The organism is Ruegeria sp. HKCCA5491 (genome assembly GCF_013034565.1).
In the GTDB taxonomy this organism is placed as follows: domain Bacteria; phylum Pseudomonadota; class Alphaproteobacteria; order Rhodobacterales; family Rhodobacteraceae; genus Ruegeria.
In genome coordinates this window covers 743,727-769,815 of record NZ_WQGG01000001.1, presented here as the reverse complement: position 1 = coordinate 769,815, position 26,089 = coordinate 743,727, and the positions used below count along the sequence as shown (strand labels likewise).

Here is a 26,089-nt window from a genome sequence, read left to right as displayed (position 1 = left end):
CACACTACCCATTCGTCACAAAACGCAAGCACCCAGATGATTGTGCGGGTATCGGACTTGAACCGCTCGTCGAGCAATGGCATCCCAAAAGGAAACCAGTCTCACGTGGAAAATGTCAGATGAAAAACCTTCTTCTAACGTGCTGCTTTGGATTTGTTTTTCTTGGGTTCACCGCGTTTCCGTCGGCTGCCCAGCCTCGGTTAGGATGGGCGTATCAGGTTGATGGGCTTGCCGCGTTTCAAGGGGATGCGGATTTGAGTGGCGGTGGGAAGTTCTCTGCAAGTCGAGCGTTTCTACGTGCTACCGCACTTTACAATCTAGAAGGCGGAAGCAGCGTTGGGCTTTCCACCAGCTTTGGCAAGCTGGATTATAATTTCAGCCAATCTAACAACCAGCCTTGGGAAAACATCCGGGACCTTCGCGTAGCTGTTCCTGTCCGGTTTCGTGTGGGGGATACAACAACGGTTTTTGTTTCGCCACAGATCAGGTGGGACTACCAAAGCGGGGCCTCCTCATCTGACGGTAGAACCTACGGTGTTTTTGCAGGTATTGCATGGCAACTGAACGAGCGCCTAACGATAGGTCCGGCCTTTGGCGCGTTTTCTGAATTTGACGAAAGCGGTACTGATTTTTTTCCGGCTCTGCTTATCGACTGGGACATAAATGACCGCTGGAATTTGAACACTGGCTCTGGTGTCGGAGCAACGCAAGGCCCCGGGTTGTCGCTGAGCTACGCTCTAAATGAGGCTATCGACCTTTCGTTGACCGCACGCTCAGAGAGAATTCGTTTCAGGTTAGATGGGGATGGCCTCGCCCCGGATGGGGTGGGTGAAGATAAGAGTATCCCTGTAGTTCTTTCTCTTGGGTACAATCCGAATCCTGGGGTTTCAATGAGCGTGTTTGCGGGCGCAGAATTTGATGGCCGCCTGACTTTAGATGATGCGAACGGAGTAGAAATCAGTCGGCAAAGGTATGACACTGCACCATTGGTTGGGCTGGCGGTTAGGGTCAGGTTCTGATCACGGCATCGAGCCAGTTTGCCATATGTGTGGGGAGGTTTTCTCGCGTCTGAGCTGAACCACTGCTTTGTCCGCGAAGCAGACAAGGGAGAGAGTTGCGCGGAATGACAGCTCTGCGGACAAAGCTGTCGTTCGTTGCGGCTGAGCGAATGTCTGCATTGGTTGATTCGTGTAATCCGATTTAGTCTTTCAAACATCAACTTGTATTTATCCGACGGGTTCTACGTGGAAAAGTTTAACTGACTGTCAAATTCCAGACCCTTCATTAATTCAAAGACTTGGCTACGCATCCAAGCCGCCATCGGGGCGTTGTCAGAACGCTTGTGCCAGATGCCGATGATCAACGCTGGTTCAATATGCATCGGAGGTTCGAACACCTTCAGTTCGAATGTCTTGGCCACTTTCATTGCGAGCTGAGCGGGCACAAGCGCAATGAGGTCGCTTTCACTTACCGCTCGGCACACGCCACTAAAGACGGGCACGGTCATCGCAACCTGTCGCTGTTTTCCGACGCGGTTTAGGGCAGCATCGCCCATCGCGGCCAAGTTCCCTTCGGGGGAGAACAAGACATGGTGGAGCGCACAGAACATATCCATGTGCATTTGTGTCCCTTCCTGAAGCCCCTCAAGCTTTGGATTTCCCTTGCGAGCTATCACGTGGAACGGCGAATGGAAAAGCGGCTCCCGATTGACCCAGTCCGGCAGGAGCAAATCCGGGATCAGCGCAATGTCAGCGTTGCGTCGCTCAAGACTGGCCACATAGTCATTCGGAACCAGATCAACCAGCTGCGCTCGTAGATTGGGCGCCGACTTTTGCAGGAAATCACCCAAAGGTGGCATCAGGAGTTCCGCGAAAAAATCGCTGGCGGCGATCCGGAAAGTGCCTTCAGCGGTTCTTGGATCAAAGGTAGCTGGCGGAGCTAGCAGAGCCTCAAGACGTTCGAGTTCTTCGCGCAAACCGGATTCAATCCTGGATGCATAATCGGTAGCGACTAAACGGTTTCCCTGTCGGACAAAAAGGGGGTCGTCCAAGGCATGACGAAGACGCGACAATGCACCGGAGACTGCGGATTGCGACATGGCGAGCTTGTCGGCCGCCTTGACGGTTGAGCCTTCGCTAAAAAGGGCGTCCAGCACGCGCAAAAGGTTGAGGTCCAGTGTAGCGAAATTCACCTGGCCGATATCCTATATTAGATATTGCGGTTTGCCTGATAGGTTGGCCTTCGGATAAGTTTCTGTCAACGGAAGCGCTTTCGTTTCAATCCAATGCCAATGGAGAGGAACGATGAAGGACTTGGCCCAAATCGACGGAGCCATCGAATGGCTCGGCGTAAAATACAAAACCATCCTCGGCTCAGAACAGACTGGTGGCACTATGTCTATTGTGGACAGTTGTTCGCCTGCGGGTAGCGGCCCTCCACGCCACGTGCATCAAAACGAAGACGAAACCTTCGTAATCCTCACCGGCACATGCAGGTTCTGGTTGGAAGGCGAGGAGTTTTCCGCAGGGGCTGGCGAAAGCGTATTCATCCCACGAGGCAAGGAACATACCTTCAAGGTGACAGACGACGAACCTTGCCGCCATCTCGTGATACTATCGCCCGGCGGATTCGAAGGTTTCTTTTCCGACATGGCAGCCGGTCAGTGCCGTATCCCAGAAGACATGCCCGCCATTGAAGAGAGCGCCAAGCGGCACAACATGGCCTTCACCGGCCCGCCGTTGGATTGAAGCCATGGCTAAGAAACACATCGTCTATCATATCCCCGTCTGTCCCTTTTCGCAGCGACTGGAAATCCTACTGGCGCTGCGCGGACTGACGGATGCCGTGGAATTTCGTGTAGTAGACATCACCAAGCCGCGCGACCCTGAATTGCTGGCCAAGACCCTAGGGACGACAGCCTTGCCCGTGCTGGAAACCGGCGACGGCCGTATTTTGAAAGAAAGCCTTGTGATCCTGCGTTATCTTGACGAGGCTCTACCGGGGGCACCACTGCGCCGCAGTGATCCTGCCGAGCACGCCATTGAGTCGATGCTGATCGCGCGTGAAGGACCCTTCACAATGGCGGGCTATCTCTTTGTCATGAATCAAGACCAGGCGCGCCGAGATGAGCATTTGAATAAAATCCTGGCGCTCTATCGAGACCTTGATGATTTCCTAGCTCATCATAATCCGACTGGCCCATTCTTGTTCGAGGACTTCGGTTTGGCAGAGGCTGTTTTTACCCCAATGTTCAAGCGGTTTTGGTTCCTTGACTACTACGAAGGGTTCACACTACCCGTTGGCAAAGACTATGACCGGGTACGAGCGTGGCGTGATGCATGCATGGCGCATCCAGAAACAGCGCAGGTGACCGAAGAAGAGATCGTCAAGCTTTACTACGACTACGCGCTCGGGGCCGGAAACGGTGCCTTGCCTAACGGCCGCAGCGTTTCAAGTTTCACCTTCGAACCGCCCTGGCAGTCAAGGCCCATGCCCCCGAGGGAAAAGTATGCAGTTACTGCCTCCGACAAAGAGCTTGGCCTTGTCGCATGACCATGGAGTAGATACTCGGTAACGGAAATTCATGCGCCGCGCGGCATCGGACAATTTGGGCTCTATGCAGATACCTAAAAAGGGATTCTCATTTGCGGGAAGTTAACCTCCCAAAGACTAGCTTTGCAGTCTTTCTGAGATATCCGTCGCTGCCTTGACGACCGATACCGCCAGAGTTTCGAGCTTACTGTCTGGAAATCTTGTAATTGGTCCCGAGATCGAAACGCCAGCCACAACCTTTCCCAAAGAGTCGAATACAGGCGCTGCAATACAACGCATGCCTGGGAAGCGTTCTTCATCGTCCAACGTCCAGCCCCGATGCCTGGATTTACGGAGTTCTTCCTGTAACTCCTTTATGTCAGTAATTGAATTTGGCGTCTGACTTACCAGTGTTAGCGGCGTCAAAAGACTCTCTAACTCAGGCTTGTCCATAAAGGCCATGATGGCTTTACCCACACCGGATGTGTGAAAAAAAGCCGCTGTCCCGTTCTTGAAAGAGGCCCTTATCGGATTGTCGGATTCGACTTGGGTAAGGTAGAGCAATTGGCCACCTTCCTCGATTGCTAGATTTGCAGTCTCTCCAGTTTCTTCTGACAGCACCCTCATCACTGGCGGGGCAACTTCCAGCAAGTTTGACCCTTCTTCAAAGGTGCTGCCAATGCGATACGCTTGCGGGCCTATACGCCATTTGCCTTGCCCAACATCATGAATCACCATGCCACGCTGCTGCAGCGTTGTCAGAAGCCTGTGTGCCGTTGCAGGCGGTATCTTTGTAACCTTTGAAATCTCAGCCAGCGTAGCACAGCGTGTGTCGGCTATGTAGATCAAGACACGAATACCGCGATCAAGTGCCCCAACAGGTGGTGCGACGATCTTTTCTTCTTTCGACTTAAGACGCGGACGTCCTCGACGATTGGCGGTTTTGTGTGAGTTCATAATCAGTGAAACCAATGCTCTGTTTCTTGTCTAAAGACTCTAGCCCGGCAAGACTTGTAAAAAAATGAAAAATATTAAATAATTTATTTCAATTGCTTATAGGCATTTGAAGCTTAAAACAGAAGGTTATTCCAAAATATTTTGAAAAATTTAGAATCTGGCTTATCGTTGTCCACATCCGCTTAAACGCGGATCGGCGCCAGTACCGAAGCAGAAAACGGAGATGGCGCAGTCAAGGGAGGAAACATGACAAAATCTTTGAACCGCAGAAATTTTCTGCGTGGCTCTGCTGTTGTAGGCGCTGGTGCGCTCGCGGCCCCGGCGGTCCATGCGCAGGAAGCAACAAACCTCAAGATGCAAGCAGCCTGGGGCGGAGGCATTTTTCTTGAAAATGCACAGTCTTACGTAAATCGCGTCAACGAAATGTCCGGTGGCAAGCTGACGATCGAGCTACTGCCTGTGAACTCGGTCGTGAAAACTAGTCAAATGCAGGACGCGGTTCATCGCGGCGTACTGGATGCAGCGCACTACGTACCGGCGTATTGGTACTCCAAATCCAAAACAGCGTCGCTGTTTGGGACCGGTCCGTGCTTTGGGTGGTCCAGCCAAGAAGTACTGGGTTGGGTAAACTACGGAGGTGGGCAGGAACTGTTCGACGAGTTGATGGGAATCCTCGGACTGAACGTCGTGTCCTTCTTTAACTCGCCCATGCCGGCACAACCGTTGGGCTGGTTCAAAGAAGAGATCACAAGTTCTGACCAAATGAACGGCTTGAAGTATCGTACCGTTGGCCTTGCGGCAGATGTTCTGCTCGAGATGGGTATGTCGGTAGTGCAGCTTCCTGGCGGCGAAATCCAGCCCGCGATGAAATCTGGCCTTATCGACGCGGCCGAGTTCAACAACCCGACATCAGACCGCGACTTTGGCATGCAGGATGTGTCCAAGCACTATCACTTGGCATCCTTCCACCAGAGTCAGGAGTTCTTCGAGGTTACCTTCAACAAAGACAAGTTCAACGCTCTGGCGCCCGAGCTTCAAGCAATCCTGAAATATGCTTCAGAGGCCGAAAACTCCAACTTCTATTGGAACAACACAAAGCGTTACGCAGATGATTTGGTAACGCTGGCCGAAGAGCAAGGGGTGAACGTGTATCGCACACCTGACAGTGTGATGCAGGCCCAGCTTGAGGCGTGGGACGTTGTGGTCGATAGGATCTCAAATGAAGATCCATTCTTTGCCAAAGTTGTCGATAGCCAGAAGGCCTACGCAAAAACAGTGATGAACTACCTCAACTTGAACCAGCCGGACTACAAACTGGCTTACAAGCACTATTTCGGTTGAGGTCTGACGATCTCTGAAGATTGGAAGCCGCGCTGCTGTGCGGCTTCCTAAACTCCGGGCAGAACAGGCGAGGAACTGACCTTGATCAAGACAATCCACGCCATCGAAGGGCTAAGCCAATGGGTCGGCAAAGCCTTTGGATGGTGCATCCTAGTATTGACACTTTCCGTGTCCTACGAAGTGTTCGTCCGTTATGTGCTTAACAAGCCAACCGTCTGGGCGTTCGATATGATGGTCCAAATGTACGGCGCTTTGTTCCTGATGGCCGGGGCATATGCATTGGCTCAAGATGCTCATGTCAGGGGCGACGTTCTGTATCGATTGTTCTCTGTCCGCTGGCAGGCCCGTGTCGATTTCGTTCTGTACATCCTCTTCTTCTTCCCCGGCATGTTCGCGTTGTTTTGGTACGGATGGGAGATAGCGAAAGACAGTTGGCGCTATGAAGAGGTCAGCTGGAACAGCCCCGCCCGAATCCAAATCTACTTCTTCAAAACTCTGATCCCAGTTGCTGGTTTCTTGTTGATGTTGCAAGGACTTGCTGAAATGGCGCGATGCTGGCTGGCAATGCGAAATGGTGTCTGGCTTGAGCGGCTAGATGACGTGCGCGAGACCGAGGACATGTTGATGGAAGAGACTATCGACAAAATTCGGACTACGGGCACCGAAGAAGGAGGCCGCAACGATGACTGATCCTCAGGTCGCCATCTTGATGCTCAGCCTCTTCATTGTTTTGGTGCTGCTGGGCTTTCCAATCGCATTCACACTGCTCGCTATGGGTGTTGGATTTGGGTACTACGCCTATTACCAGTCCGCGCCAGAGAGCATCGCGGATATTTTCAACAACAACATCTTCTATCTTCTCAACCAAAACACCTACTCGGTGATGGAGAACGACACGCTTGTTGCAATCCCATTATTCTTATTTATGGGATACGTGGTTGAGCGAGCGAACATCGTCGATCGTCTGTTCTTCTCACTGTATATGGCTGCCCGAAACCTACCCGGGTCACTGGCAATCGCCGCACTTCTGACCTGTGCTGTATTCTCAACGGCGTCCGGGATTGTTGGCGCGGTTGTTACCCTGATGGGCCTGCTGGCCTATCCAGCGATGGCAAATGCAGGGTATCAACGTAGCTTCGCTTCTGGCGTTATCTGCGCGGGCGGTACTTTGGGCATTCTGATCCCGCCTTCAATTATGTTGATCGTCTATGCCGCAATTGCTGAGCTTTCGCCATTGCGTTTGTATGCTGCGGCAGTTTTTCCGGGATTGCTGCTGGCGGGTTTGTACATCGTCTACGTGATGGTACGCGTTTGGTTGAATCCATCGCTGGCACCGAAGCCGCAAGAGGACGACATTCCTCCAAAACGCCAAATCTATATGGACCTGTTGGTATCATTTGTACCTTTGACCGTTTTGATCATGCTGGTACTTGGCTCAATTCTAGGAGGCTTGGCGACCCCGGCTGAAGCAGCTGCAATGGGCGCATTGGGCGGACTGGTGCTAGCGATGCTTTACAGGTCGCTCACATGGGACAAGGTTAAACAAAGCGTTTTCCTAACTGCCAAGGCCACCGCAATGGTGTGCTGGTTGTTCGTGGGTTCATGGACCTTTGCGTCGATCTTTTCGTATCTCGGTGGACATGACGTTATCGAGCATTGGGTCGTTGGCATGAATCTGCAACCTTGGCAGTTCTTGGTACTAGCTCAGTTGATCATCTTCCTGCTTGGCTGGCCGCTTGAATGGTCCGAGATCCTAATCATCTTCGTGCCGATCTTTCTGCCTATGCTGGAGACCTTTGGGGTCAACCCGTATTTCTTCGCGATGCTGGTTGCTCTCAACTTGCAGACCTCGTTTCTGACGCCGCCGATGGCCATGTCAGCGTACTACCTAAAAGGGGTTCTCAAGAACCAGATCCAACTGATGGAGATCTTCAAGGGTTTGATGCCCTATCTGGCCATCGTGATCCTTTGCATGGTGCTCATGTACCAGTTCCCGGGCATCGCGCTTTGGTTGCCTGACTACCTATTTGGGGTTTGGGTGCCATGACCAAGCATGATCTGTCATTGTTCTCGGCGGTCCAATCCGCCGAGGGCATTCGGGACGGACGTTTTTCTTCCGAAGCACTAGTTGAAGACTGCCTGAAGCGTATCGAGGAAACCGACAGTGTTTTGCGCGCGTGGGCTTACCTTGACGCAGGCTTAGCGCTGGATCAGGCCCGCGAGTTGGATCGCATCAGAAAGGCAGGCCGGGCAACTGGTCCGCTGCATGGTGTGCCCGTAGCGCTGAAGGACATTGTCGACACAAAAGATTTGCCCACCCAGCGGGGGACACCGATCTTTGAGGGCCGACAACCTGAAACAGATGCAAGGCTAGTTGAACTACTTCGAGAATCTGGCGCTGTCATCATGGGCAAGACAAAGACAACCGAGTTTGCCTTTATGCATCCGACCGACACCACCAACCCCTTCGATCAGAATAGAACACCTGGGGGGTCTTCAAGCGGATCGGCTGCAGCCGTAGCAGCCAGACACGTACCTTTGGCTATCGGGACACAGACCGGCGGGTCGGTCATCCGTCCGGCCTCGTTCTGCGGCGTTTATGGCTTCAAGCCGACCCGTGGAATGATCTCGCGCAGCGGGGTTTTCAGGACGTCGGTTTCTTTGGATCACGTTGGGGGGTTTGCCAACTCGCTTGAGGATGTCGCTTTGCTGGCAGATGTGGTGGCCGGATATGACCAAAGCGATCCTGCCAGCTTTGCTCGGCCACGCGCGGAAATGTTGACCGGCGCTCAGGCGGACGTTCCGGTCGAGCCGAACATTGCCTGGCTGGATTTTCCGTTCAACGACCGCCTCGATGCAGATGCCCTTGATGGTCTGAATGCAGTGATTGACAGCCTAGGCGGCCGGGTCGAGCGCTTTTCGGTATCCCCTCAACTGGCTGATCTCATCAACGTACACAAAACGATCTATGACTACGAAATTCGACAGAATATGATGGAAGTTGCGAATACCAATTGGTCAGAAATCAGCGCCGAGATGCAATCCGCAATAAACCGCGGCGCAAATATCAGCGAGACCCAATACGAAGATGCCTTATCCGTCATGGCATCTGCTCAAGGCTTTTTTGCAGAGTATTTCAACGAATTCGATGCAATCTTGGCCCCGGCAGCAACAGGAGAAGCTGTTCCACTGACTGTGGGGCACACCGGCGATTCCGTTTTCTGTCTGACCTGGACACTTGCGGGTTTGCCATGTCTCACGCTGCCATTGCTGGTCGGACATAACGACCTGCCCATCGGCGTCCAGCTAATTGGGGCTATCGAAGAGGATGACCGACTTTTACGCACGGCATCCTGGGTTCAACGCAGCTTAAGAGCACAGGAACAAAACGGAGAGTAAACGTATGTCACGTCTGACAAACATTCTCATGGGCATAATCGGCACAGGACTGATGATGATTTTCGTCCTTGGTCTCGCGCACAGTATCTCGACAGGATTTGCCGGGTTCTGGGGCGGTCTGCCATTCCTTTGTATTGCAGTCTTCGTAATAGCGCTTGCGCTATACAATTTGTGGGAAGACGCAATCAAAAAGGACTGACCCGATGAGCAATAAACCAGTCCTCTGGCTTCCACGTCGATTATCCGATGCTACCGTCGATCGCGCGCGCCGGGACTATGACGTAATCCTCAACGAAACCGATACACCGGGCACCGCGGAAGAAATCATCGCAATGAGTGCAAAGGTCGACGCGATGATGCCCTGCCATTCGGAACACTTCTCGAGCGAGGTTGTGTCGCAACTAGACCCGCGCTTGAAGATTGTTGCTAACCATTCCGTTGGTGTTGATCACTGCGATCTTTCAGCTTTGGCGGCAAAAGGAATTGCGGTGACAAACACTCCCGATGTTCTTTCTGATGCAACGGCAGAATTGGCAATGCTGCTCTTGCTCGGTGCAGCGCGACACGCGGCTCGAGGCGACCGCCTAATGCGGTCGGGCACCTGGGACAGTTGGAGCCCGTCTTTCATGGTTGGCAAGCAAGTCACAGGTGCGCGGCTCGGCATCATCGGGATGGGGCGCGTGGGTCGGGCCTTTGCAAAAAAAGCCCGCGGGTTTGAAATGGAAATTCACTATTTCAATCGCACCCGCCTGTCGGCCGATCAGGAAAACGGAGCAATTTACCACGAAAATATCGACACTTTGCTTCCAGTCGCCGACTTCCTATCACTTCATTGCCCTGCTACCCCCGAAACTCTTGACCTGATGAACGCCAAACGTTTGTCCGAGTTACCGAACGGAGCAATTCTCGTGAATTCCGCCCGAGGTGCCCTTGTAGATGAAGACGCGCTGTTGGACGCGATCGAAAACGGAAAGCTTTCCGCCGCGGGCTTAGATTGTTTCAAGACGGAACCGGGGGGCAACCCAAAGTTCGCCGCGTACGAGAACATCTTCATGTTGCCGCATATCGGAAGCGCAACGACGAAAACCCGCGACGCAATGGGCTTTCGCGCCTTGGATAATTTGGACGCATTCTTTGCTGGCAAAACACCCCGAGACCTTTTGTAGAAGAGGACACTTTAATGGCAAAACTAGCTTTCCTCGGATTAGGCGTAATGGGTTACCCAATGGCCGGTCACCTAAAGGCAGCGGGGCACGACGTTACGGTTTATAATCGAACAATCGCCAAAGCCGATGCGTGGGTGGCGGAGCATGGTGGCTCTGCGCGCGTTACACCCCGCGAAGCTGCCGAAGGTGCAGAGTTCGTAATGACATGCGTCGGGAATGACGATGATCTTCGGAACGTTTGCATTGGGCCAGACGGCGCATTCGGTGGCATGTCACAGAGCGCAACGCTAGTCGACCACACAACTGTCTCTGCCAAGGTCACGCGCGAACTTTACGCTGCGGCGAAAGAACAAAGCCTGGGTTTTTTGGATGCGCCAATCTCCGGCGGTCAGGCCGGGGCAGAAAACGGCGTTCTTTCGATTATGTGTGGAGGCGATCAGCCTGTATACAACGCTGCCGAACCTATCATGCAAGTTTACTCAAAAATCTGTCGACGTATCGGCGAGAGCGGTGCTGGGCAATTAACAAAAATGAGCAACCAAATCGCAATCGCAGGATTGGTTCAGGGATTGAGCGAAGCGCTGCACTTCGCCGAGAAAGCGGGCCTTGATGGACGTTCTGTTGTAGAAGTTATCAGCCAAGGCGCGGCCGGTAGTTGGCAGATGGACAACAGACACGAAACAATGCTCGAAGATCATTTCGACTACGGGTTTGCAGTTGACTGGATGCGCAAGGATCTGGGCATCTGTCTTGATACAGCCAACGAAACCGGCGCAAGTCTGCCTGTGACCGCGCTGGTTGATCAATTCTACAAGGATGTCCAAAAACTTGGGGGCGGTCGCTGGGACACCTCTTCGCTTTTCAAACGCCTTAGGGCGCTTGACTAAACCACTAAATTTTGAAGCGCCCTGCGGGGCGAGGTAATCGGGTTCCCAAACTTCGATGTTTGTTTCACAATTCGGCATTGTTCAGGGAGGGAATGTTTCTGGCAACGGTTCATGCAGAAGTAGCACCAACAAAGCAGCACAGGTTGATGTATCCGCGGGATGGCACTGTGCTTATAATGCTGGCCTTGACAACCTGGCGGCTACGCGCCTTTGCGGGCCTTCACATCAGCGTTTCTACTTCACAATTGCCTCCACAGCGCACTACTCAGCTCAGTGTGTCGAAAAGCTAACGAATGAGCTTTAGGCACGGGAGTGTGATGAAATCTCTCATGTGGACATCTAATACAAACCCAAGGCAGTGAAGGTATCGATGGATGTCATGACGAAGATATTCAGCAGGTGATCAGTCGAGGCAGAGCTTATGCAATGGCTTCTGCCTCTGCCGACAAGCGGACGTTGGCCTGAGGCTCAGCAATGGCCGCTTCGCGGACAAAACCGACATTAGCGTTATATACTTGAATGACTCCTTAAAGTCCCGCTGCAGACATTCATATTTTGATAGAATGTGCGAAAAGTGAATCCTCAGGCCGTTTTGGCTGTTTTAACGCTAGCCGCGCGCATCCAAGCAGTTATCAAGTATCTTGACCGCGTAATTCTCGTAGTCAGCATCGCGTTTATCTGCATCTTCCTCTGAAAACGCGCGAGACAGTTTGCTGCCTTCTGCAATGCGCGCTACCGTTAAAACCTTGTATTGGTCATCGATGACGACTTCGAATGCAGCTCGCATCGACAAGCCCATTTTGTCTAAAAAAATGTCTACATCTGCGTCCTCAAGTTTAACGTCTAAGATGCATTCATAAGTGGCTTGGTCGAATTCAATGGTGTCGGCCTTTGCACCGCTTCCAAAAGCCAAAGCAGCGGCGGTTAAGATGGCTGGTCGTTTCAATGGTCTGCTCACTAAATTGCTGATTGGCAAATTAGCACTTATGCCGGTTTTGACCCTCCAGCTTGCGATTTTTTGTCAAGGTATTGCCCGCAGGCGCCAATTGACAAGCCGCAGAACAAAATTGGAACATTCGCCATGCGTAAAGGGCCCCGAACCATCCCTTATGACTTTCGATGCAAACTGGAATCTCTGAGGGAGTAGTGTAGCGCAGCCTTCGCTGCAGGACGACTAGGGCGCGGTGTTTGAATAGCTTCACAAGCACGGGGTCGAGCCGCCAGACCATCCCTTGCCGGCTGAGTCTGAGCAGACCGGTCCCGCCGACCATCGATGAGTGGTTCATGCCAGCTCCATGGAACAGACGGTGGAACATGTTGGGGGCGTCAATCGCGTAAACTAGGGCATGTGTGTACGTTAAATGCGTAAATAACGTAAAGGACGTAAAGAAAACCGTCGTTTTGCCGCTCTTGAAAACCGTTGAACGTGAGAGCGTTCCCAGGGTTCGAATCCCTGTCTCCCCGCCACTCATACCTGTCTCACTTCAGTTGTATTTTCTGATCCGGAATTGTTACGCAATTCCCGCGCGTTGGCGCATGCGCTTTCAATCAGAGACGAAGCAAACCGTACATTCAGAGGACAATTCAGGCGCGAGTCTCAGTGTCGCATTTTAGCGGGGTCGCTTTGGGCTGGATTTCCCTGATAACCTGCAATTTACAGGGAATATTCGCAAACCGGGACTGACTTCCGTCATTTCTTCTATCAGAACTGTATGTCTCTCAGAGGTTTATGTTGCAAATTCCCTAAAAGGTGGAACAGGGAATTTCCTCGTGCGAACAGGGAATTGTTCCGCCGGATCAGGGAGGGCGAAGTCTGTATCAGGGACGCAGGAGCTGGAGATGTCAGAAGCCGAACAGGCGTTCCTGTTCGGACCATTCAAGTGGGTGGGTCACGCTGACCAGACGCTTGAGTGTGAGTTCGGGCGGCTGGCTCCCGTCGAGAATCGCCGTTTGAATCTTTGGTGAGAGAAAGGCGAGCTGAGCACGGGTGCGGATGAAGGCGTCAGGGACGCTTTCGCGGCGGGCAATCTCCATCAGTTGAACTCCGGCCTTCAGATCACGGGCCCAGCCATGGGCGCGGATCAGCATGGACCGGAGGTGGGGATCAGGTTGGGGTGCCATGTCTCCGGCGATGACCTTGGCCTCGACGCCGCGGCGGCACAGATCGAAAGATGCGGTGACGTGGGTGAGATCCGGGTGCAGATGATCGGCCGCGATGCCAAGTGCGCTTGCCAGAGTTTTGGGGTTAAATTCGAGGTCGATCTGTCCTCGTGCAAGTTTGCCTTTGGCCAGAAGAGCAGCGCCGATCTGACAGCCATGGCCTAGAAGCCGGGTTACTAAATCCGCAACTGAAGTCTGAACTGCCTCGGCTGACCCGGCCTCCGGCTGCGCCAGTACTTGGTGCGCCGCGGCGGCGTCTTGCAAATGTCTGACGATGACATCAATGACCGCGTTTTCCAGCGCTGGGCCGGGCAGTCGCCAGCCAGAGATATCCTTGCCGCCTGAGATCAGTCGATTGGAGATATAGTAGCGCAACCGTCGGCCTTTGCGCGTGGTGTGGGTCGGCGTCAACCGATCACCAGTTTCGTCATACAGCAGACCGGTGAGCCAGGCCCCGGGGTCAGTGGAGTGTTGGCGCGCATCGGAGTCGCCGCGTGCCCGCGAGCGGTTGGAGGCCTGTCGCATTTTTTCCTGCACCCGGTCCCAGATGTCCTGATCGATGATCGCCGGATGTTGTCCGTCCCAGATCTTATCCTTGTGGCGGATTTTTCCGAGATAGACCGGATTGCGCAGCAGGTAATAGATTTGACCCCGTGACAGCGGACAATCCCCCTTCACACTGCCATCTGTCCGAACAACCCGTTTTGACCGCAGGTCTTCTGCCGTTGCCCGTTCTTCTACTTTGCGCAGGCAACCAAGCTCGTCATAAAGCCGAAAGAGATGCCGGACCGTTCTGGCCTCCTCTTCATTCACCACCAGCGTTCTTGCCTTCGGATCGGGGTGGCGATCATAGCCCAGAGGCAGGTTGCCACCCATCCAAAGCCCCTTCTTCTTCGACGCTGCAATCTTGTCGCGAATACGTTCGGCGGTGACTTCCCGTTCAAACTGAGCAAAGGACAACAGCACATTCAGCGTTAACCGGCCCATGGAAGATGAGGTATTGAAGGCCTGCGTGACGGACACAAAAGAACAGTTTGCCTGTTCCAGCCGGTCGACCAGCTTAGAGAAGTCGGCAAGCGACCGGGTCAGCCGGTCAATCTTGTAGACCACCACCATGTCAATACGCCCGGCATCGATCTCTTCAAGAAGGCGCTGAAGGGCGGGTCGCTCTAGGGTGCCGCCCGACAGGCCACCGTCATCGTAGCGCCCGGACAACAGGGTCCAGCCTTCATGTCGCTGGCTTGCGACATAGGCCGCGCAGGCCTCATATTGCGCATCCAGCGAATTGAAGTCCTGATCCAGACCATCTTCTGAGGACTTGCGCGTGTAGATGGCGCATCGGATTTTACGGCGCGGGCTCATTTGGCCGCCTTGCCGGTGAGCCCAAAGAAACGCGGCCCTGACCAATGCGCGCCGGTAATCTCTCGGGCGATGGCCGAGAGTGAGCGATAGGACCGACCGTTCCAAGTGAAGCCGTCTTCTGTAACGTCGACTACATGGGTCACACTATTCCACTCGCGTAGCAGGCGCCCGCCGGGTTTTAGGGCAGGGCATGTAGGCCGGGGTTTCTTCCCAGAGCCCTTTTCCAGCGTGGCTTTGACCTGGCGGGGTAGCCTGCCATGACGGCGGGACTGCATCTCAAAGGCGATAAAGCGGCGCAGAAAGGGTTGGCTGAGCATGGCGGGGGCGGGTTGATCAAACAGTTGCTGCCAAAGCGTGACCAGATCCGATCGACCCATGGCGGCGAGATCGGCGACATCGCTCGTCTTGGTCATGACGCTTCTCCAGTTCCCGCCGCCAGATGATATGTGGATGGTCCATTTGGTTTGTCGGATGTCCGCCGTTCAATTGTGACGCCTTTTTTCCGCAGACCGCTTAGAGCTGCTCGGACCGAATGAGGCTGCCATCCCGTTGCTTTGCAGAGCGCCTCAAGGCTGGCGCCGCTCGGGCGGCGCAACAAGTTTTGCACTTTGTCAATTTTGGTTTGCTTCCGCTTGGACATGTATTGTCTCCTCTGATTTGGGGCTGGCTAGATGCCGAACCCCGGTACCGAGGAGCGCCCGAATGGCTCGGGCGTGGGTTCAGTGATGCGTGGTTGACGGCAACAGTCCAGCTCTTTCTGAAGCGATTACTTTAGGCGTGTGTTTTGAAGGGCGTTGCTGGCGTACCCCCGATTATTCGTCAACAATCTTAATTGGTTACTTTTAGTTTGGGGGGTTGCGTCTCGTATTGATGGCACCTACATTCGACCTAATCGCCCGGACTATCAGGGCGGGAAACTGCTCCCGCAGGCAGCACTCATTGGAAACACAGGTTTCCGCAGAGAGCATTCAAAGGAGCAACGTCTCGGATCGATTGGTCCGGGGAGTTGCGATTTGTGCTCTCTCCGATTTTCCAACGCGATCCCTCCATCTCGACGTCCGCGCGGCGTCACGCAAAAGGAGGCGGTTATGCCTGCCAACAAAACACTAAGTGACGCTCTGGCGTCCAATACGCCGATCTGGATGGCGGAGAAAGTCATCCAATTGAAGATCAGCCAGATCAAGCCCTACGCCAACAACAACCGCGTGCACGCGGCCAAGAATGTCGACAAACTGAAAGCATCGGTGGCCCAGTTTGGCTTTGTCACTCCGATCCTGTTGGATGGTTCGGGCACAATCATCGCGGGTCATGGCCGCTATGAGGCCGCTAAGGCCCTGGGGTTGAATTCCGTACCGACTGTTGTCGCGGATCATTTGTCAGAAGCGGAAGTGCGCGCTCTGCGCATTGCGGACAATAAGCTGGCGGAATTGTCGGACTGGAATGAAGCGGCGTTGCAGATCGAATTTGCCGAGCTGATGGACCTCAGCCTTGATGGCGAGTTGAACTTTGATCTGGACATCACAGGGTTCGAAACACCGGAGATCGACATCATTATCGACAGCGTCGGTGAGGTGACGGTATCTGTAGCGGAAACTGTTGAGACGCCGGACCCTGCGGCACCCGTAGTCACGGAGCCGGGCGACCTCTGGGTTCTCGGAGATCATCGCATTTTCTGCGGGGACGCCCTTCAAGCCCAGAGCTACGACACCTTGCTGGAAGGCGAGACCCCGCAGATAGTCTTCACCGATCCGCCTTACAACGTGCCTGTCAATGGGCATGTGCGGTCCGGCAATAGCGCCGAACACCGCGAGTTTGCCATGGCGTCGGGAGAAATGACGGATAGCGAGTTCCGCGGCTTTCTTTCAGGCGCGATCACGCAGTTGTTTGACTGCCTGCCGAACGGAGGCATCGCGATGATCTGCATGGACTGGCGTCATATCGAAGAACTGATTGCGGCGGGCAAAGCAGCTGGATTGGACCTCATCAATCTCTGCGTCTGGAACAAGACGAACGGAGGCATGGGCAGCCTTTATCGCTCAAAGCATGAGCTGATTTGCATTTTCAAGAAGCCTGGTGCGCCGCACATCAACAACGTCGAGCTGGGCAAACACGGGCGCAACCGGACCAACGTCTGGGATTACGCCGGTGTGAACAGCTTTGGGGCAGGGCGCGAGGCGGATCTCGCGGATCATCCCACGGTGAAGCCGACAGCTCTGGTTGCAGATGCCATCATGGATGTGAGCCACCGCGGCGATGTCGTGCTGGACGCCTTTGGCGGGTCCGGCGCGACTCTGCTGGCAGCTGAGAAAACCGGGCGCCAAGCGCGGCTTATTGAGCTCGACCCGGCTTATGTCGATGTGGCCATCCGCCGTTGGCAGGAGATGACCGGTGATAGCGCCGTGCACGCGGTAACAGGCCAGACGTTCGATGCGCGTTTTGCGGCCAACGATACCACTTCAGAACAGGAGGTGGGTCATGTCTGACGATACGAAAGAGTATGAGGTCGGCTACGGCAAACCGCCCAAAGCGACCCAATTCAAAAAAGGCCGATCCGGCAATCCGAAAGGGCGGCCGAAAGGTGCCAAGGGGGTGAATGCCAGCTTGAAACGTGAATTGGAAACCAAGATTACGGTTCGCGAAGGCAGCCACGAAATCCGGATTTCCAAGGCTGAGGCAATTGCCAAGCGGTTCACGGCAGGCGCGTTGAAGGGCGACACGAAATTGTTGATGGCGCTGCTTAAGCTGGACACAGATCTGTTCAACGCAAGTGAATTGGACGCGCAAGAAAGCGTCCGTACGGTTGAGCCCGACGCTGTCGACTACGACATCCTCCGGGATTTCTTTTCCAGCCAACTGGACGGTGACGGTGATCTGGAAAACGAGGAGGCGGAAGATGACGACTCCTGATCCAAAAATCGTCGTGCAAGCCGCTCGCGAGGTTTGCCGGGACAATTTCTTTCCCTTCGTTTGGCGTGTGTTTGGCACGCTGCACCAGGGAACTGACCGCAGCTTTGATCCGGCCTGGCATGTGCGGGCCATGTGCCATGAGTTGGACAATGTCCGTCGAGGCGAAAACAAGCGACTGATCATCAACATCCCGCCACGTTGCCTGAAATCGGTCACCGTGGCCGTTGCATATGTCGCTTATCTTCTCGGTCATAACCCCAGCGCCAAGATCATCGTTGCCAGCTATGGGTTGGATCTGGCGCGCAAACATTCCGAAGATTGTCGTCGGATCATGTCTGCGCGCTGGTACCGGGAAATGTTCCCTGAAACGGTCTTGGCTAAAAAGGGCAACACCTCAGAAGAAATCCGCACCACAAAGGGAGGCAGCCGTAAGGCTGTCTCCATTGGAAGTTCTGTCACCGGTCATGGCGCCGATTACATCATCATCGATGACCTGCTGAAAGCCGGAGATGCCGGCTCCGAAGCCGAGCTGGTCAAGGCGCAGGAGTTCATTGAGGGGACCTTGTTGTCGCGCTTCGACAATCCGGCCGAAGGGCGTGTGGTTATGGTTGCGCAACGGTTGCACGAGATGGATCCGCCGGGTTATCTGCTCGAACGCGGGACCTACCGGCATCTGAATCTGCCTGCCATCGCAGAAGGCCATGAGGTGGTTCCTCTTGGGCGTGGAAGGGTCATGCGCCGCAAACCGGGTGATCTCCTGTGCCCGTCCCGTTTGGATCAGCAAACGCTGGATACCAAGCGTCGCGAAATGGGCTCGGCCGTGTTCAATTGCCAGTATCAGCAGAACCCCATTGCTCCCGACGGGTCGCCCTTGCGCTGGGAGTGGTTTGGCACCTACGAGACCATCGAAGATCGCCGCTGGTTCCAACTGGTGGTTCAGAGCTGGGATACGGGCATGTCGGCAGACCCCCGGTCTGATTTCTCTGTCTGTACAACCTGGGGGTTCCGCGAAAATGCGTGGCATCTTATCGACGTCTGGCGCGGGCAGGTAGACTACCCAGACCTGAAAGCCAAGGCACTGCAACTTGTCGGCCGTTGGGATCCCGATCGTGTCCTGATCGAAGATGCGGCCTCCGGCAAACCTCTTTTGGACGAATTGTTTCGTGATGACCGTCGGCGCTACGAACGCATTAAACCCGACAAGGACAAGGAAACCCGGTTCCAGTCCGCTTGCGGTCCTGTCGAAGAGGGCAAGGTTTATCTGCCTGCAGATGCACCCTGGCTGCCGGTATTCAAACGGGAGCTTCAGTCCTTTCCACGCGGACGCAACGACGATCAGGTCGACAGCTTTGCCCACTTTCTGAACTGGTCCAAGGGACCGGGCTTCTACCGGGCATTGGGCCGCGACCACCGGATCAACATCGAACGTCGGGAGCGTAATCGAGAGAGGGTCAGGCGACGGTAGGATCTCGGAGTTGAGCTTGAAAACTCGTTGAATAGTACTGGGAGGGCCGATGTCGGACCAATCCTGAGAGCGGCCCCAATGACCGCTCGCAACCACAAACCGGTCTAATCGCTAATGCCGTCGGATGACGGCTTTGAGCCCTTCCCGACCGATGCAGCTTTTGTCACGAACGGGCAGAATGCCGACCTTACGGACCTTCGCTGCGGGCACGAGAAGTCAGAGTTCGCAGAAACCAAGGCGGTCAAGATGGGCGGATTACGGACTTTCTCTGCAGGCGCGAAACGACCAAGGTGCCTCGTTGGAAGCGGACATCCACATTCGCCCGAAACTGGGAAATTCTCTGCAACGCCGCATGACGGCTCCGAGCCCGAACTTGCCATCGGACGGTGGGTTGCGAGCGTCGGCTGTGAGAATGCGAAATGTCAAAAAGGGAGTTCCTATTGCTTTCAGCCTTATAAATTGAACCTCAGCCGCAGACCGAAAATCAAAGGGCCATCGTCAGTGAAGCCGGGGTTGTTCAAATACTGAACATCAGCCGTAAGCGCGAGGTTGTCGGAAATATCCAGACGGTAAAATGCTTCGACCGTGGTCTGTGTATCGAGAGTTGGATCGGTTGGATCGGCGACTGTCACACCAAACCCGAACAAGTCGTCATACAATCCGGGGCGCCACATGACACCGGCATTGACGGCACGTTTCGCAATCGATGCATCGCCATCTGACCAACCAAGACGACCGAACAGCATGAGACTCTCGTCTAGGGTTACATTCCCCGAAAGTATTGCTCCGTGACCGCCGGGGACGCCTGCGTCTTCTCTGTCGCCCACATGGAAAACTCCCAAATGGACGTTTGTGAGGAATCGCTGGTCTCTTGCGGGCGTCCAGCCGATCTCACCGTAAGTGAAAAACTCCGAGCCACCTGGAAACCATTCCACATCAGTGAGCGACCCATTTGCATCGCTGACCACGCCAAGCGCGTAAATCTGGTCGGTAATGTATCCGCCGCCTGCAATTCCAAAACCTGGGTCGGGAATGGGAAGCACAGGACTAAAGAGGATCGAAAAATTCGAAAAGGTCGTGCGGGGATTCACATAGCCAAGGATATCGGAATAGTCGCCGGGATCGATGCGACCTGCAACGAAGCCTCCGTTGATGCCGGACAGCGCCTGCGACCAATAAGCAACCGACAGCGTTGAATCTGTGTCGCTGAAGGTCGTTGCCGTGACACCGAGATATCCGATTTCGCCCGCGAGACTGCCCGGCGCGATATCCGTGCCCAAACGATGACGGTTTTCGAGGATGAAGACAAAACTGCCTGCATTGTCGGTCCCACGATTCAGCAATTCCCAATTGCCAATGATCCGCGCCTGCCCCGAAGCGGCCTCGTCGGTGCCACTCAGGCTGTCTGAAGACTTCTGGTAGAGCGCTTGGTAGTCGAAGGACAAATTCAACCCAGTGCGTTTGGCGAAAGCCTCGCGCGACTGTTCGAAGGGATCGAAAAACCGATCCAGCCCCGGCAATCTGGAATTCTCGAGACGCCGGAGCCTGTCCTGCTCTAATTGCGCCTGAGCCGACGCTGGCCCCCCAAGCGAAGCGGTGGCAGCCGCCTCCAACTGCCGTAACGTGCTGTTTTCTTGGGCTGACGCGTCCGAAGCGATGGCCGCAACCCCAGCGCAGATGCTCATGGCCTGTTTCAACCACGCCATTGCAACTGTCACATAGAGGTTTAAGCGCATGGTGTTGGTCCTGATATGACTGACGCTACTTCAAATCATCCTGCGCCTTGATCTCGGGCACGCGGGACAACGCTTGGGCCATGTCCGCGCTGCTCATCAATTCGATCATCTCGTAGTCATCGAGCAGTCCATCCCCAAGACGGCTGACGTAAAACGCCTGAATGAAGGTGGGATCGTCAGGTAGCGAAACAGTGATGTAGTTTTTTCCGTTTCCGAGGCCCCAGTAGTAGCTCAAAAGCTCCCCGCCAAGCGCTTCGATGCTGCCTTTGACCGAAGCTGCACGATCGCCCGGATTTGCGATCTGCATTTCCCAAGCGGCGCTATTGGATGTGCCAATGAACAGAAACGTACGCATTTTTTGGGTATCTTCCGCAGTGGCCAACGTGCCGTATCCCGCCAGAAGGGCACCTAGGATAAGATGTTTCATTGTACGTCCCTTCAATGCTGAGCCTGCGGCAAGACGATGCAGGCTATTGTTTGGATGCTCGCGCCAAAAAATGGCGCGATCCGGCGCAGGCATAGGCAGAATACAAAAAACCTCTGCTTATCACTCCAGCGTGTTCTTGTAGATCACGCCGTCTTTCATGATCATTCGAATGCTTGGGACATCCTGCCCGCGCGGCGGCGCATCAAACCATGTGTCCACCGCGCCGATGGCCGAGATGTCTTCAAGTGGGTTCCCGTCTACGATCAGAATGTCGGCGTAGGCGCCTTCTTCGATCACACCAAGCTTGCCTTCAGGGTAAGGGTTTCCTCGTCCGGTCAGAGCCGCCAATTCGCCACCATTCGAGGTCATCATCTGCAATGCCCAGAGGTTGCCAAACTCACGCGCGACAAACGCCTTCGTAAAATCCATTGACTGGCGATAAGGGACACCCGTGAGAAGCACGTAATCGGAATCGAACACCATCTTAGGCTTGTATTTTTTCACAAGATCCATGAGCTGCTTGCTGTTTTCCCGCAACCACAGAAACTTCGCCGTCGGCGGGAAAGTCGGGTCCTGATGCATCGGGTGTTCCAGAGCTTCGGGCGCAAGCGCAGTCAGGTTGGGTGAAAAGAACGCCTCTTTTTCGACCAGCTTCTGCATCGTCGGTTCGGTAATAGTCAGGCCGTGGTCTACCACTTTGACACCAAGATCGAGCGCACGAGACAGGTCGCTATCCATAAATACGTGCATAGCGACGTATGAGTCCATATCGCCTGCAACCTCTACTGCAGCAGAAATCTCTTCGTTTGTGAAAGCAGACTGATATATCGGGTCCTTGATCGATGTCACGCCACCGCTGACCATAATCTTGAGATAGTTTGCCCCTAAAGCAAAATTCCTCCTCGCACCCTGAAGCACCTCGGCGGGCCCGTCCACCAATCTGGTGATCTCCAGTCGCTCAAGATTGCTCTCGTTCTTGCGTTGACCAGCGATACCCCAGTCGCCGTGTCCGCCCGTTTGGCTAAGGCATGCGCCGGAGGAATAAATTCTTGGGCCGGGAAGTGATCCTTCATCAATAACCGCTCTCAGCCCACCATGAGCGCCGCACATATCGCGAACAGTTGTAAAGCCCATCGCCAACATTTCCTGCGCGAATGCGGCAGCACGTGCGCCAATTTCTTCCCATGTGGTGTCCTGAAGCCCCGGGATAGTCCCGTTCTTGTACATGTTCACATGCACGTGGCTGTCGATAAGCCCTGGCATGAGCGTACGACCGCCTCCGTCAATGACGGTCACATCCACTTCTTTGGTCTCAATGCCGCGTTCCGTTTGAACGGTGAAGGAGTAGCCGTCGATGCCGCCGACTGGATCGGGCAACCGCTTGGATCCCCCAGTGCGCACATCGACTTCCCACTTCCCGCCCTCAGGAATGTCAGCGTCAATCTTGTGAATTTTGTTTTTGACCACGAGAACGTCGACGTTCTTGAGTCCGTCACTCACTCCATCAAAAACCATCACATTCTTGAAGAGTGTAACAGGAGGGATGTCACCGGTGGCCTCCTGTGCAAAAGCCGCGCTTGTGGTGAGAGCGACTGCGCTCGCCATCATTGTAGATTTGCCGAGGTATTTCATGGGCTTCCCTTCCCTTCCGCTATCGGGGTGCGCGGGGTGCCGAGGTGAATTCGCCCCGTGCGACACTCAATCGAGTGTATTCTTGTAGATCACGCCGTCTTTCATGATGATTTTCAGATTGGCGTCCGGCTCGGCCAACAGAAGGATGTCCTCCAGCGGGTTGCCATCGACGAGTAGAAGATCTGCATAGGCACCTTCCTCGACCACGCCGAGGGGGCCGTCTTGATACGGGTTGTTCAAGCCGGTCAGTTGGTTCATGCGGGCGCCGTTCGACGTAGCGATGCGCAGAATGTCATATGCGCTGAAACCCGCTTCGTGCAGATACCCGATTTCGTCGTTCATCTTCTTGTCTTGCTCAAGCGTCTGATCCCAGTTGTTCACAAGGTCTGTGCCCAGTGTGTAGAGATCGATCATGCCCGGCGTCGTCTGGATTACTTCGATCATATTGGCTGCAGCATCGCGCACGCTTTTCCATTTTACAAAGGACGCTGGCGTGTAAAAGGCTTCCGCTTGTTCGGTGGTCACCGAGTAGACCGGGGCCACCGCCGTCGCGAACATGATCTGCTTTTCGACCATAATCTCGGCAGCCTCCTTGGTCAGGAACGGGATGTGTTCAATCGTCTTGGCGCCATTGTCGATGCAGTTGCGGATCGCCTCTTCGGTGAACACATGGCAGGTGACATAGGTGCCCCATTGCGCGGCCGTCTTGACCGCCATCTGGATCTCGTCAGCCTGATACTGAAGTGAGTGCAGCGGATCAAACTCTGACGTAACCCCGCCGCTGACCATGATCTTGATCTGGGTTGCCCCGCGACGCAGGTTTTCACGCACCGCCATTCGGATTTGCTCAGGTCCGTCGGCGATAAAGCTCATGTCCGTCTCGACCCAATGCGAAGGACCCTGTCCGGAGAGTGTCGGATGCCGGTCGTTCAGTTTGCGGAAATCGGCATGACCGGATGTCTGAGTGATAAACGCTTCCGAGGAATAGATACGCGGGCCGGGAAACATTCCGGTGTCAATGATGCGGGCGATGGATTTGGCCGGACCACCAAGGTCGCGCACGGTTGTGAATCCGTTCATCAGGATGCGTTCGGACCGGATCGTGGCGACGCCGCCAAGGTGAAAGGGAGTGATGTTCTGGCGTAACCCGTCGCTGAGCGGATTGAATACCGTAAGATGCACGTGCTGGTCATGCATGCCTGGCATTAGAGTTCGCCCACCGCCGTCGATGATTTGCGCATTGGCCACAGCCAATGGTTCGGTCGAGATCTCGGCAATTAGATTGTCGATCACCAAAACATTGGCATTCTCGATCCGCTCCTCATTGACACCGTCAAAGACATGCACATTGGTGAAGAGGATTGGAAAACTCTCCTCCTGAGCAAACGAATTTGTTGCGACCGCCGAAAGAACAGTGGCGACCATTAAGCTTTTGAACATTCTATATTTTCCTTGAAGATGCGCTGCGCTACGCGATTCTATTTTGGCGTATTGCGCCCAACCTGTCATTGGCTTTATGGTTGATGTTTCAAAAAAATTGATCCAAAGTGCTAATTTGAAGTCCGAAACTTCGACTTGAAAATCTGATCTGCACATGAAGCTCCCCACTGTTGAATGCTCGATGGCGCAACCCTTTGTGTCCGTTGCCCTCAGCCATGGCCTCGAAGTCGAACGCTTTCTTGAGCCATCTGGCCTAAGTTTAAAGGACGTGCAGCGCGGCGAAGCGTTCATGGCAGGGCAGCATTGGTACGATCTTGCCGACAATCTCGCTCATGCATTAAAAAACCAGCATCTGGGGTTTGAGATTGGGGCGAATGCCGCTCTGAAGACATTGCCCAACCTGTCGATCCTTGAAACTGAAAATGCGACGCTGGGTGAACTTTTGATATCGCTTGTAGTGGACGTCGGCCGGATTTCGTCCATGGCGAACTACAATCTCGAGACTGATGGCCGTGTCGGCAGTTTGGTTGCAAAACGGACATTCACGCCATCTTCTCCACCCGGCCAAGCCGACGGCTATTATCTGGGTTTCATGGTCCGATTGGTTCGATCCGTCTGCGATCCCGACTGGGACTCCAAAAAACTACGCTTCTGGGTTTGCCAACCTGATTGCATACCCGATTGGCAGAAAAAGGAGATTTCGGTACGCAGGACCAATCGCTTGGGCGCTCGAATCGAATTCCCGGCGAACTGGTTGCTACTTCGATACGGAGGTGGGCAAAGCCAAAACCTCCCGGAAAACTTCACAGGCGGCGATGATTTTCTTCAGCAAACCCGCGATCTGCTGGAACTGCATCTCGACAAGCAACCTGCCACTCTGAACGGTTTTGCTGAGTTGTTTTCGCAAAACCCCGGGCGTTTGAAACGCACCTTCCGAGCCAATGGTACAAGCTTCAAAGTAGAACTGGAAAAATGTCGGGCGAAGCGAGCCAAGACTTTGCTTGCAAGCAGCCAACTTTCGATAAAGGAAATTGGTGAAAGTGTTGGGCTTCTGGACCAACCGACATTTCACAGGAGCTTTAAACGATGGACCGGGATGACCCCGGGCGAGTTCAGAAATCGCAGTCGAAATGCGACGCCGCCTGATTGATGCCCGGAGGATCACCTCTTTGCAATTCGGAGGAGAAGATGCAATTCGCATTTTGTCGCGGGCGTTAGGTCGATCAGGATATCCGGCGTTTTTCCGTGGGACTTCAACGCCGCGTACAGCGCAAAGACTCTGCCTCAACGCCTCAACGGCCTTCTCATGGGCGATTCTTAGATGGACCGGGATGTCCTCAGCAGCCTTCAAACGATCGGTCCGGTAAGCTTAGCACTCTAAGGAATGCCGCTTCTGGAAAGCGGACGTTCGCCAAATGGCGGCTTCGTCCTTTTTTGTGTGAGTTCGAGCAGCTCCAGCTTTGCGCGTGCAGCGAATGTCCGGTTCGACAGGCCGCGCTGCGGCAACGGGCACTAAAAGAGAATGTCCGCAATGGGCCGTTCACGAGGGTCTGAGATCGTGCTGCGCTTGCGAAGTGCGGTGCTCGACCAACGACCGCAATGCGCAGATAGCGGCCGTATAGGGGCGCAAGGCGAACGGCGGGAAAGTCCGCAATGCAGTCATTGAGCGTAGTTGAGCG

At 54.4% G+C, this 26,089-nt stretch carries 24 protein-coding genes; 14 read left to right on the top strand and 10 right to left on the bottom strand.

The window, feature by feature from the left end; genetic code table 11:
* Positions 1 to 119 precede the first annotated feature (119 nt).
* Positions 120 to 1,019 (top strand): hypothetical protein, encoded by a 900-nt coding sequence (locus GOV88_RS03600; protein ID WP_254449147.1) that lies wholly within the window; start codon positions 120 to 122, stop codon positions 1,017 to 1,019.
* A gap of 221 nt (positions 1,020 to 1,240) precedes the next feature.
* On the opposite strand, the gene GOV88_RS03595 is transcribed toward GOV88_RS03600, so the two are convergent.
* Positions 1,241 to 2,161 (bottom strand): LysR family transcriptional regulator, encoded by a 921-nt coding sequence (locus GOV88_RS03595; protein ID WP_254449146.1) that lies wholly within the window; start codon positions 2,159 to 2,161, stop codon positions 1,241 to 1,243.
* 142 nt (positions 2,162 to 2,303) lie between these two features.
* Here GOV88_RS03595 and GOV88_RS03590 point away from each other — a divergent pair, with 142 nt between their 5' ends.
* A complete protein-coding gene (locus GOV88_RS03590) occupies positions 2,304 to 2,747 on the top strand; it encodes a cupin domain-containing protein (protein WP_171239550.1) in 444 nt (147 codons plus the stop codon).
* A gap of 4 nt (positions 2,748 to 2,751) precedes the next feature.
* On the top strand, positions 2,752 to 3,552 hold the full coding sequence (locus GOV88_RS03585) for a glutathione S-transferase family protein (protein WP_171239549.1): 801 nt from the start codon (positions 2,752 to 2,754) through the stop codon (positions 3,550 to 3,552).
* A 117-nt stretch (positions 3,553 to 3,669) separates the two neighbouring features.
* Here the strand turns inward: GOV88_RS03585 and GOV88_RS03580 are convergent, their stop codons facing one another.
* Positions 3,670 to 4,503: an IclR family transcriptional regulator gene (locus tag GOV88_RS03580; RefSeq protein ID WP_171239548.1), complete on the bottom strand. Its 834-nt coding sequence runs from the start codon at positions 4,501 to 4,503 to the stop codon at positions 3,670 to 3,672.
* 231 nt (positions 4,504 to 4,734) lie between these two features.
* Here GOV88_RS03580 and GOV88_RS03575 point away from each other — a divergent pair, with 231 nt between their 5' ends.
* The 7 genes from GOV88_RS03575 (at position 4,735) to GOV88_RS03545 (ending at position 11,281) form a co-directional block, all read left to right on the top strand.
* Positions 4,735 to 5,829 (top strand): TRAP transporter substrate-binding protein, encoded by a 1,095-nt coding sequence (locus GOV88_RS03575; protein WP_171239547.1) that lies wholly within the window; start codon positions 4,735 to 4,737, stop codon positions 5,827 to 5,829.
* A gap of 81 nt (positions 5,830 to 5,910) precedes the next feature.
* Complete coding sequence (locus GOV88_RS03570) at positions 5,911 to 6,519, top strand: TRAP transporter small permease subunit (RefSeq protein ID WP_171239546.1); 609 nt, start codon at positions 5,911 to 5,913, stop codon at positions 6,517 to 6,519.
* A complete protein-coding gene (locus GOV88_RS03565; RefSeq protein WP_170486367.1) occupies positions 6,512 to 7,876 on the top strand; it encodes a TRAP transporter large permease subunit in 1,365 nt (454 codons plus the stop codon). Before GOV88_RS03570 ends, GOV88_RS03565 begins: the two co-directional genes overlap by 8 nt.
* Positions 7,873 to 9,228 carry an amidase gene (locus GOV88_RS03560; RefSeq protein WP_171239545.1) on the top strand — a complete coding sequence of 452 codons (1,356 nt, stop codon included), beginning with the start codon at positions 7,873 to 7,875 and terminating at the stop codon, positions 9,226 to 9,228. The genes GOV88_RS03565 and GOV88_RS03560 overlap by 4 nt, the downstream gene beginning before the upstream one ends.
* A gap of 4 nt (positions 9,229 to 9,232) precedes the next feature.
* Complete coding sequence (locus tag GOV88_RS03555; RefSeq protein ID WP_171185274.1) at positions 9,233 to 9,427, top strand: hypothetical protein; 195 nt, start codon at positions 9,233 to 9,235, stop codon at positions 9,425 to 9,427.
* A gap of 4 nt (positions 9,428 to 9,431) precedes the next feature.
* On the top strand, positions 9,432 to 10,394 hold the full coding sequence (locus tag GOV88_RS03550) for a D-glycerate dehydrogenase (RefSeq protein ID WP_171239544.1): 963 nt from the start codon (positions 9,432 to 9,434) through the stop codon (positions 10,392 to 10,394).
* 14 nt (positions 10,395 to 10,408) lie between these two features.
* Entirely contained in the window at positions 10,409 to 11,281 is an 873-nt protein-coding gene (locus GOV88_RS03545) for an NAD(P)-dependent oxidoreductase (RefSeq protein ID WP_171239543.1), read from the top strand.
* 607 nt (positions 11,282 to 11,888) lie between these two features.
* Here GOV88_RS03545 and GOV88_RS03540 read toward each other — a convergent pair.
* The 4 genes from GOV88_RS03540 to GOV88_RS20695 form a co-directional block, all read right to left on the bottom strand.
* Positions 11,889 to 12,227, bottom strand: coding sequence for a hypothetical protein (locus GOV88_RS03540; protein WP_171239542.1), 339 nt, complete (start codon positions 12,225 to 12,227; stop codon positions 11,889 to 11,891).
* 896 nt (positions 12,228 to 13,123) lie between these two features.
* Entirely contained in the window at positions 13,124 to 14,803 is a 1,680-nt protein-coding gene (locus GOV88_RS03535) for a recombinase family protein (protein WP_171239541.1), read from the bottom strand.
* Positions 14,800 to 15,216: a DUF2924 domain-containing protein gene (locus GOV88_RS03530; RefSeq protein WP_093964944.1), complete on the bottom strand. Its 417-nt coding sequence runs from the start codon at positions 15,214 to 15,216 to the stop codon at positions 14,800 to 14,802. The genes GOV88_RS03535 and GOV88_RS03530 overlap by 4 nt, the downstream gene beginning before the upstream one ends.
* Positions 15,213 to 15,443 (bottom strand): DUF3489 domain-containing protein, encoded by a 231-nt coding sequence (locus GOV88_RS20695; RefSeq protein ID WP_171239540.1) that lies wholly within the window; start codon positions 15,441 to 15,443, stop codon positions 15,213 to 15,215. Before GOV88_RS20695 ends, GOV88_RS03530 begins: the two co-directional genes overlap by 4 nt.
* A 448-nt stretch (positions 15,444 to 15,891) precedes the next feature.
* On the opposite strand from GOV88_RS20695, the gene GOV88_RS03520 reads away from it, so the two are divergent.
* Genes GOV88_RS03520 through terL form a run of 3 tightly spaced genes read left to right on the top strand, consistent with a single transcriptional unit; the run spans position 15,892 to position 19,175 of the window.
* On the top strand, positions 15,892 to 17,286 hold the full coding sequence (locus GOV88_RS03520) for a DNA methyltransferase (protein WP_254449145.1): 1,395 nt from the start codon (positions 15,892 to 15,894) through the stop codon (positions 17,284 to 17,286).
* Positions 17,279 to 17,710, top strand: a complete 432-nt coding sequence (locus GOV88_RS03515) for a DUF5681 domain-containing protein (RefSeq protein ID WP_093964947.1) — start codon at positions 17,279 to 17,281, stop codon at positions 17,708 to 17,710. Before GOV88_RS03520 ends, GOV88_RS03515 begins: the two co-directional genes overlap by 8 nt.
* Positions 17,697 to 19,175, top strand: a complete 1,479-nt coding sequence (terL, locus tag GOV88_RS03510; protein WP_171239539.1) for a phage terminase large subunit — start codon at positions 17,697 to 17,699, stop codon at positions 19,173 to 19,175. Before GOV88_RS03515 ends, terL begins: the two co-directional genes overlap by 14 nt.
* A 452-nt stretch (positions 19,176 to 19,627) precedes the next feature.
* Here terL and GOV88_RS03505 read toward each other — a convergent pair whose 3' ends face one another.
* From GOV88_RS03505 to GOV88_RS03490, 4 genes are all read right to left on the bottom strand, one after another.
* Complete coding sequence (locus GOV88_RS03505; protein ID WP_171239538.1) at positions 19,628 to 20,911, bottom strand: carbohydrate porin; 1,284 nt, start codon at positions 20,909 to 20,911, stop codon at positions 19,628 to 19,630.
* A 25-nt stretch (positions 20,912 to 20,936) separates the two neighbouring features.
* Positions 20,937 to 21,338: a hypothetical protein gene (locus GOV88_RS03500; protein ID WP_170464499.1), complete on the bottom strand. Its 402-nt coding sequence runs from the start codon at positions 21,336 to 21,338 to the stop codon at positions 20,937 to 20,939.
* A gap of 120 nt (positions 21,339 to 21,458) precedes the next feature.
* Positions 21,459 to 22,970: an amidohydrolase family protein gene (locus GOV88_RS03495; protein WP_170464498.1), complete on the bottom strand. Its 1,512-nt coding sequence runs from the start codon at positions 22,968 to 22,970 to the stop codon at positions 21,459 to 21,461.
* A 66-nt stretch (positions 22,971 to 23,036) separates the two neighbouring features.
* Entirely contained in the window at positions 23,037 to 24,410 is a 1,374-nt protein-coding gene (locus GOV88_RS03490; protein ID WP_170464497.1) for an amidohydrolase family protein, read from the bottom strand.
* A 181-nt stretch (positions 24,411 to 24,591) separates the two neighbouring features.
* Here GOV88_RS03490 and GOV88_RS03485 point away from each other — a divergent pair, with 181 nt between their 5' ends.
* Positions 24,592 to 25,560, top strand: coding sequence for an AraC family transcriptional regulator (locus tag GOV88_RS03485; protein ID WP_170486581.1), 969 nt, complete (start codon positions 24,592 to 24,594; stop codon positions 25,558 to 25,560).
* The last annotated feature ends 529 nt before the right edge of the window (positions 25,561 to 26,089 follow it).

Bases quoted from the DNA above. Each gene is read 5' to 3' on its own strand.
- GOV88_RS03490 (WP_170464497.1), bottom strand. From the start codon at position 24,410: ATGTTCAAAAGCTTAATGGTCGCCACTGTTCTTTCGGCGGTCGCAACA.
- GOV88_RS03590 (WP_171239550.1), top strand. From the start codon at position 2,304: ATGAAGGACTTGGCCCAAATCGACGGAGCCATCGAATGGCTCGGCGTA.
- GOV88_RS03600 (WP_254449147.1), top strand. From the start codon at position 120: ATGAAAAACCTTCTTCTAACGTGCTGCTTTGGATTTGTTTTTCTTGGG.
- GOV88_RS03505 (WP_171239538.1), bottom strand. From the start codon at position 20,911: ATGCGCTTAAACCTCTATGTGACAGTTGCAATGGCGTGGTTGAAACAG.
- GOV88_RS03530 (WP_093964944.1), bottom strand. From the start codon at position 15,216: ATGACCAAGACGAGCGATGTCGCCGATCTCGCCGCCATGGGTCGATCG.
- GOV88_RS03485 (WP_170486581.1), top strand. From the start codon at position 24,592: ATGGCGCAACCCTTTGTGTCCGTTGCCCTCAGCCATGGCCTCGAAGTC.
- GOV88_RS03575 (WP_171239547.1), top strand. From the start codon at position 4,735: ATGACAAAATCTTTGAACCGCAGAAATTTTCTGCGTGGCTCTGCTGTT.
- GOV88_RS03565 (WP_170486367.1), top strand. From the start codon at position 6,512: ATGACTGATCCTCAGGTCGCCATCTTGATGCTCAGCCTCTTCATTGTT.
- GOV88_RS03520 (WP_254449145.1), top strand. From the start codon at position 15,892: ATGCCTGCCAACAAAACACTAAGTGACGCTCTGGCGTCCAATACGCCG.
- GOV88_RS03585 (WP_171239549.1), top strand. From the start codon at position 2,752: ATGGCTAAGAAACACATCGTCTATCATATCCCCGTCTGTCCCTTTTCG.
- GOV88_RS03500 (WP_170464499.1), bottom strand. From the start codon at position 21,338: ATGAAACATCTTATCCTAGGTGCCCTTCTGGCGGGATACGGCACGTTG.
- GOV88_RS03555 (WP_171185274.1), top strand. From the start codon at position 9,233: ATGTCACGTCTGACAAACATTCTCATGGGCATAATCGGCACAGGACTG.
- GOV88_RS03560 (WP_171239545.1), top strand. From the start codon at position 7,873: ATGACCAAGCATGATCTGTCATTGTTCTCGGCGGTCCAATCCGCCGAG.
- GOV88_RS03545 (WP_171239543.1), top strand. From the start codon at position 10,409: ATGGCAAAACTAGCTTTCCTCGGATTAGGCGTAATGGGTTACCCAATG.
- terL (WP_171239539.1), top strand. From the start codon at position 17,697: ATGACGACTCCTGATCCAAAAATCGTCGTGCAAGCCGCTCGCGAGGTT.
- GOV88_RS03550 (WP_171239544.1), top strand. From the start codon at position 9,432: ATGAGCAATAAACCAGTCCTCTGGCTTCCACGTCGATTATCCGATGCT.
- GOV88_RS03515 (WP_093964947.1), top strand. From the start codon at position 17,279: ATGTCTGACGATACGAAAGAGTATGAGGTCGGCTACGGCAAACCGCCC.
- GOV88_RS20695 (WP_171239540.1), bottom strand. From the start codon at position 15,443: ATGTCCAAGCGGAAGCAAACCAAAATTGACAAAGTGCAAAACTTGTTG.
- GOV88_RS03495 (WP_170464498.1), bottom strand. From the start codon at position 22,970: ATGAAATACCTCGGCAAATCTACAATGATGGCGAGCGCAGTCGCTCTC.
- GOV88_RS03535 (WP_171239541.1), bottom strand. From the start codon at position 14,803: ATGAGCCCGCGCCGTAAAATCCGATGCGCCATCTACACGCGCAAGTCC.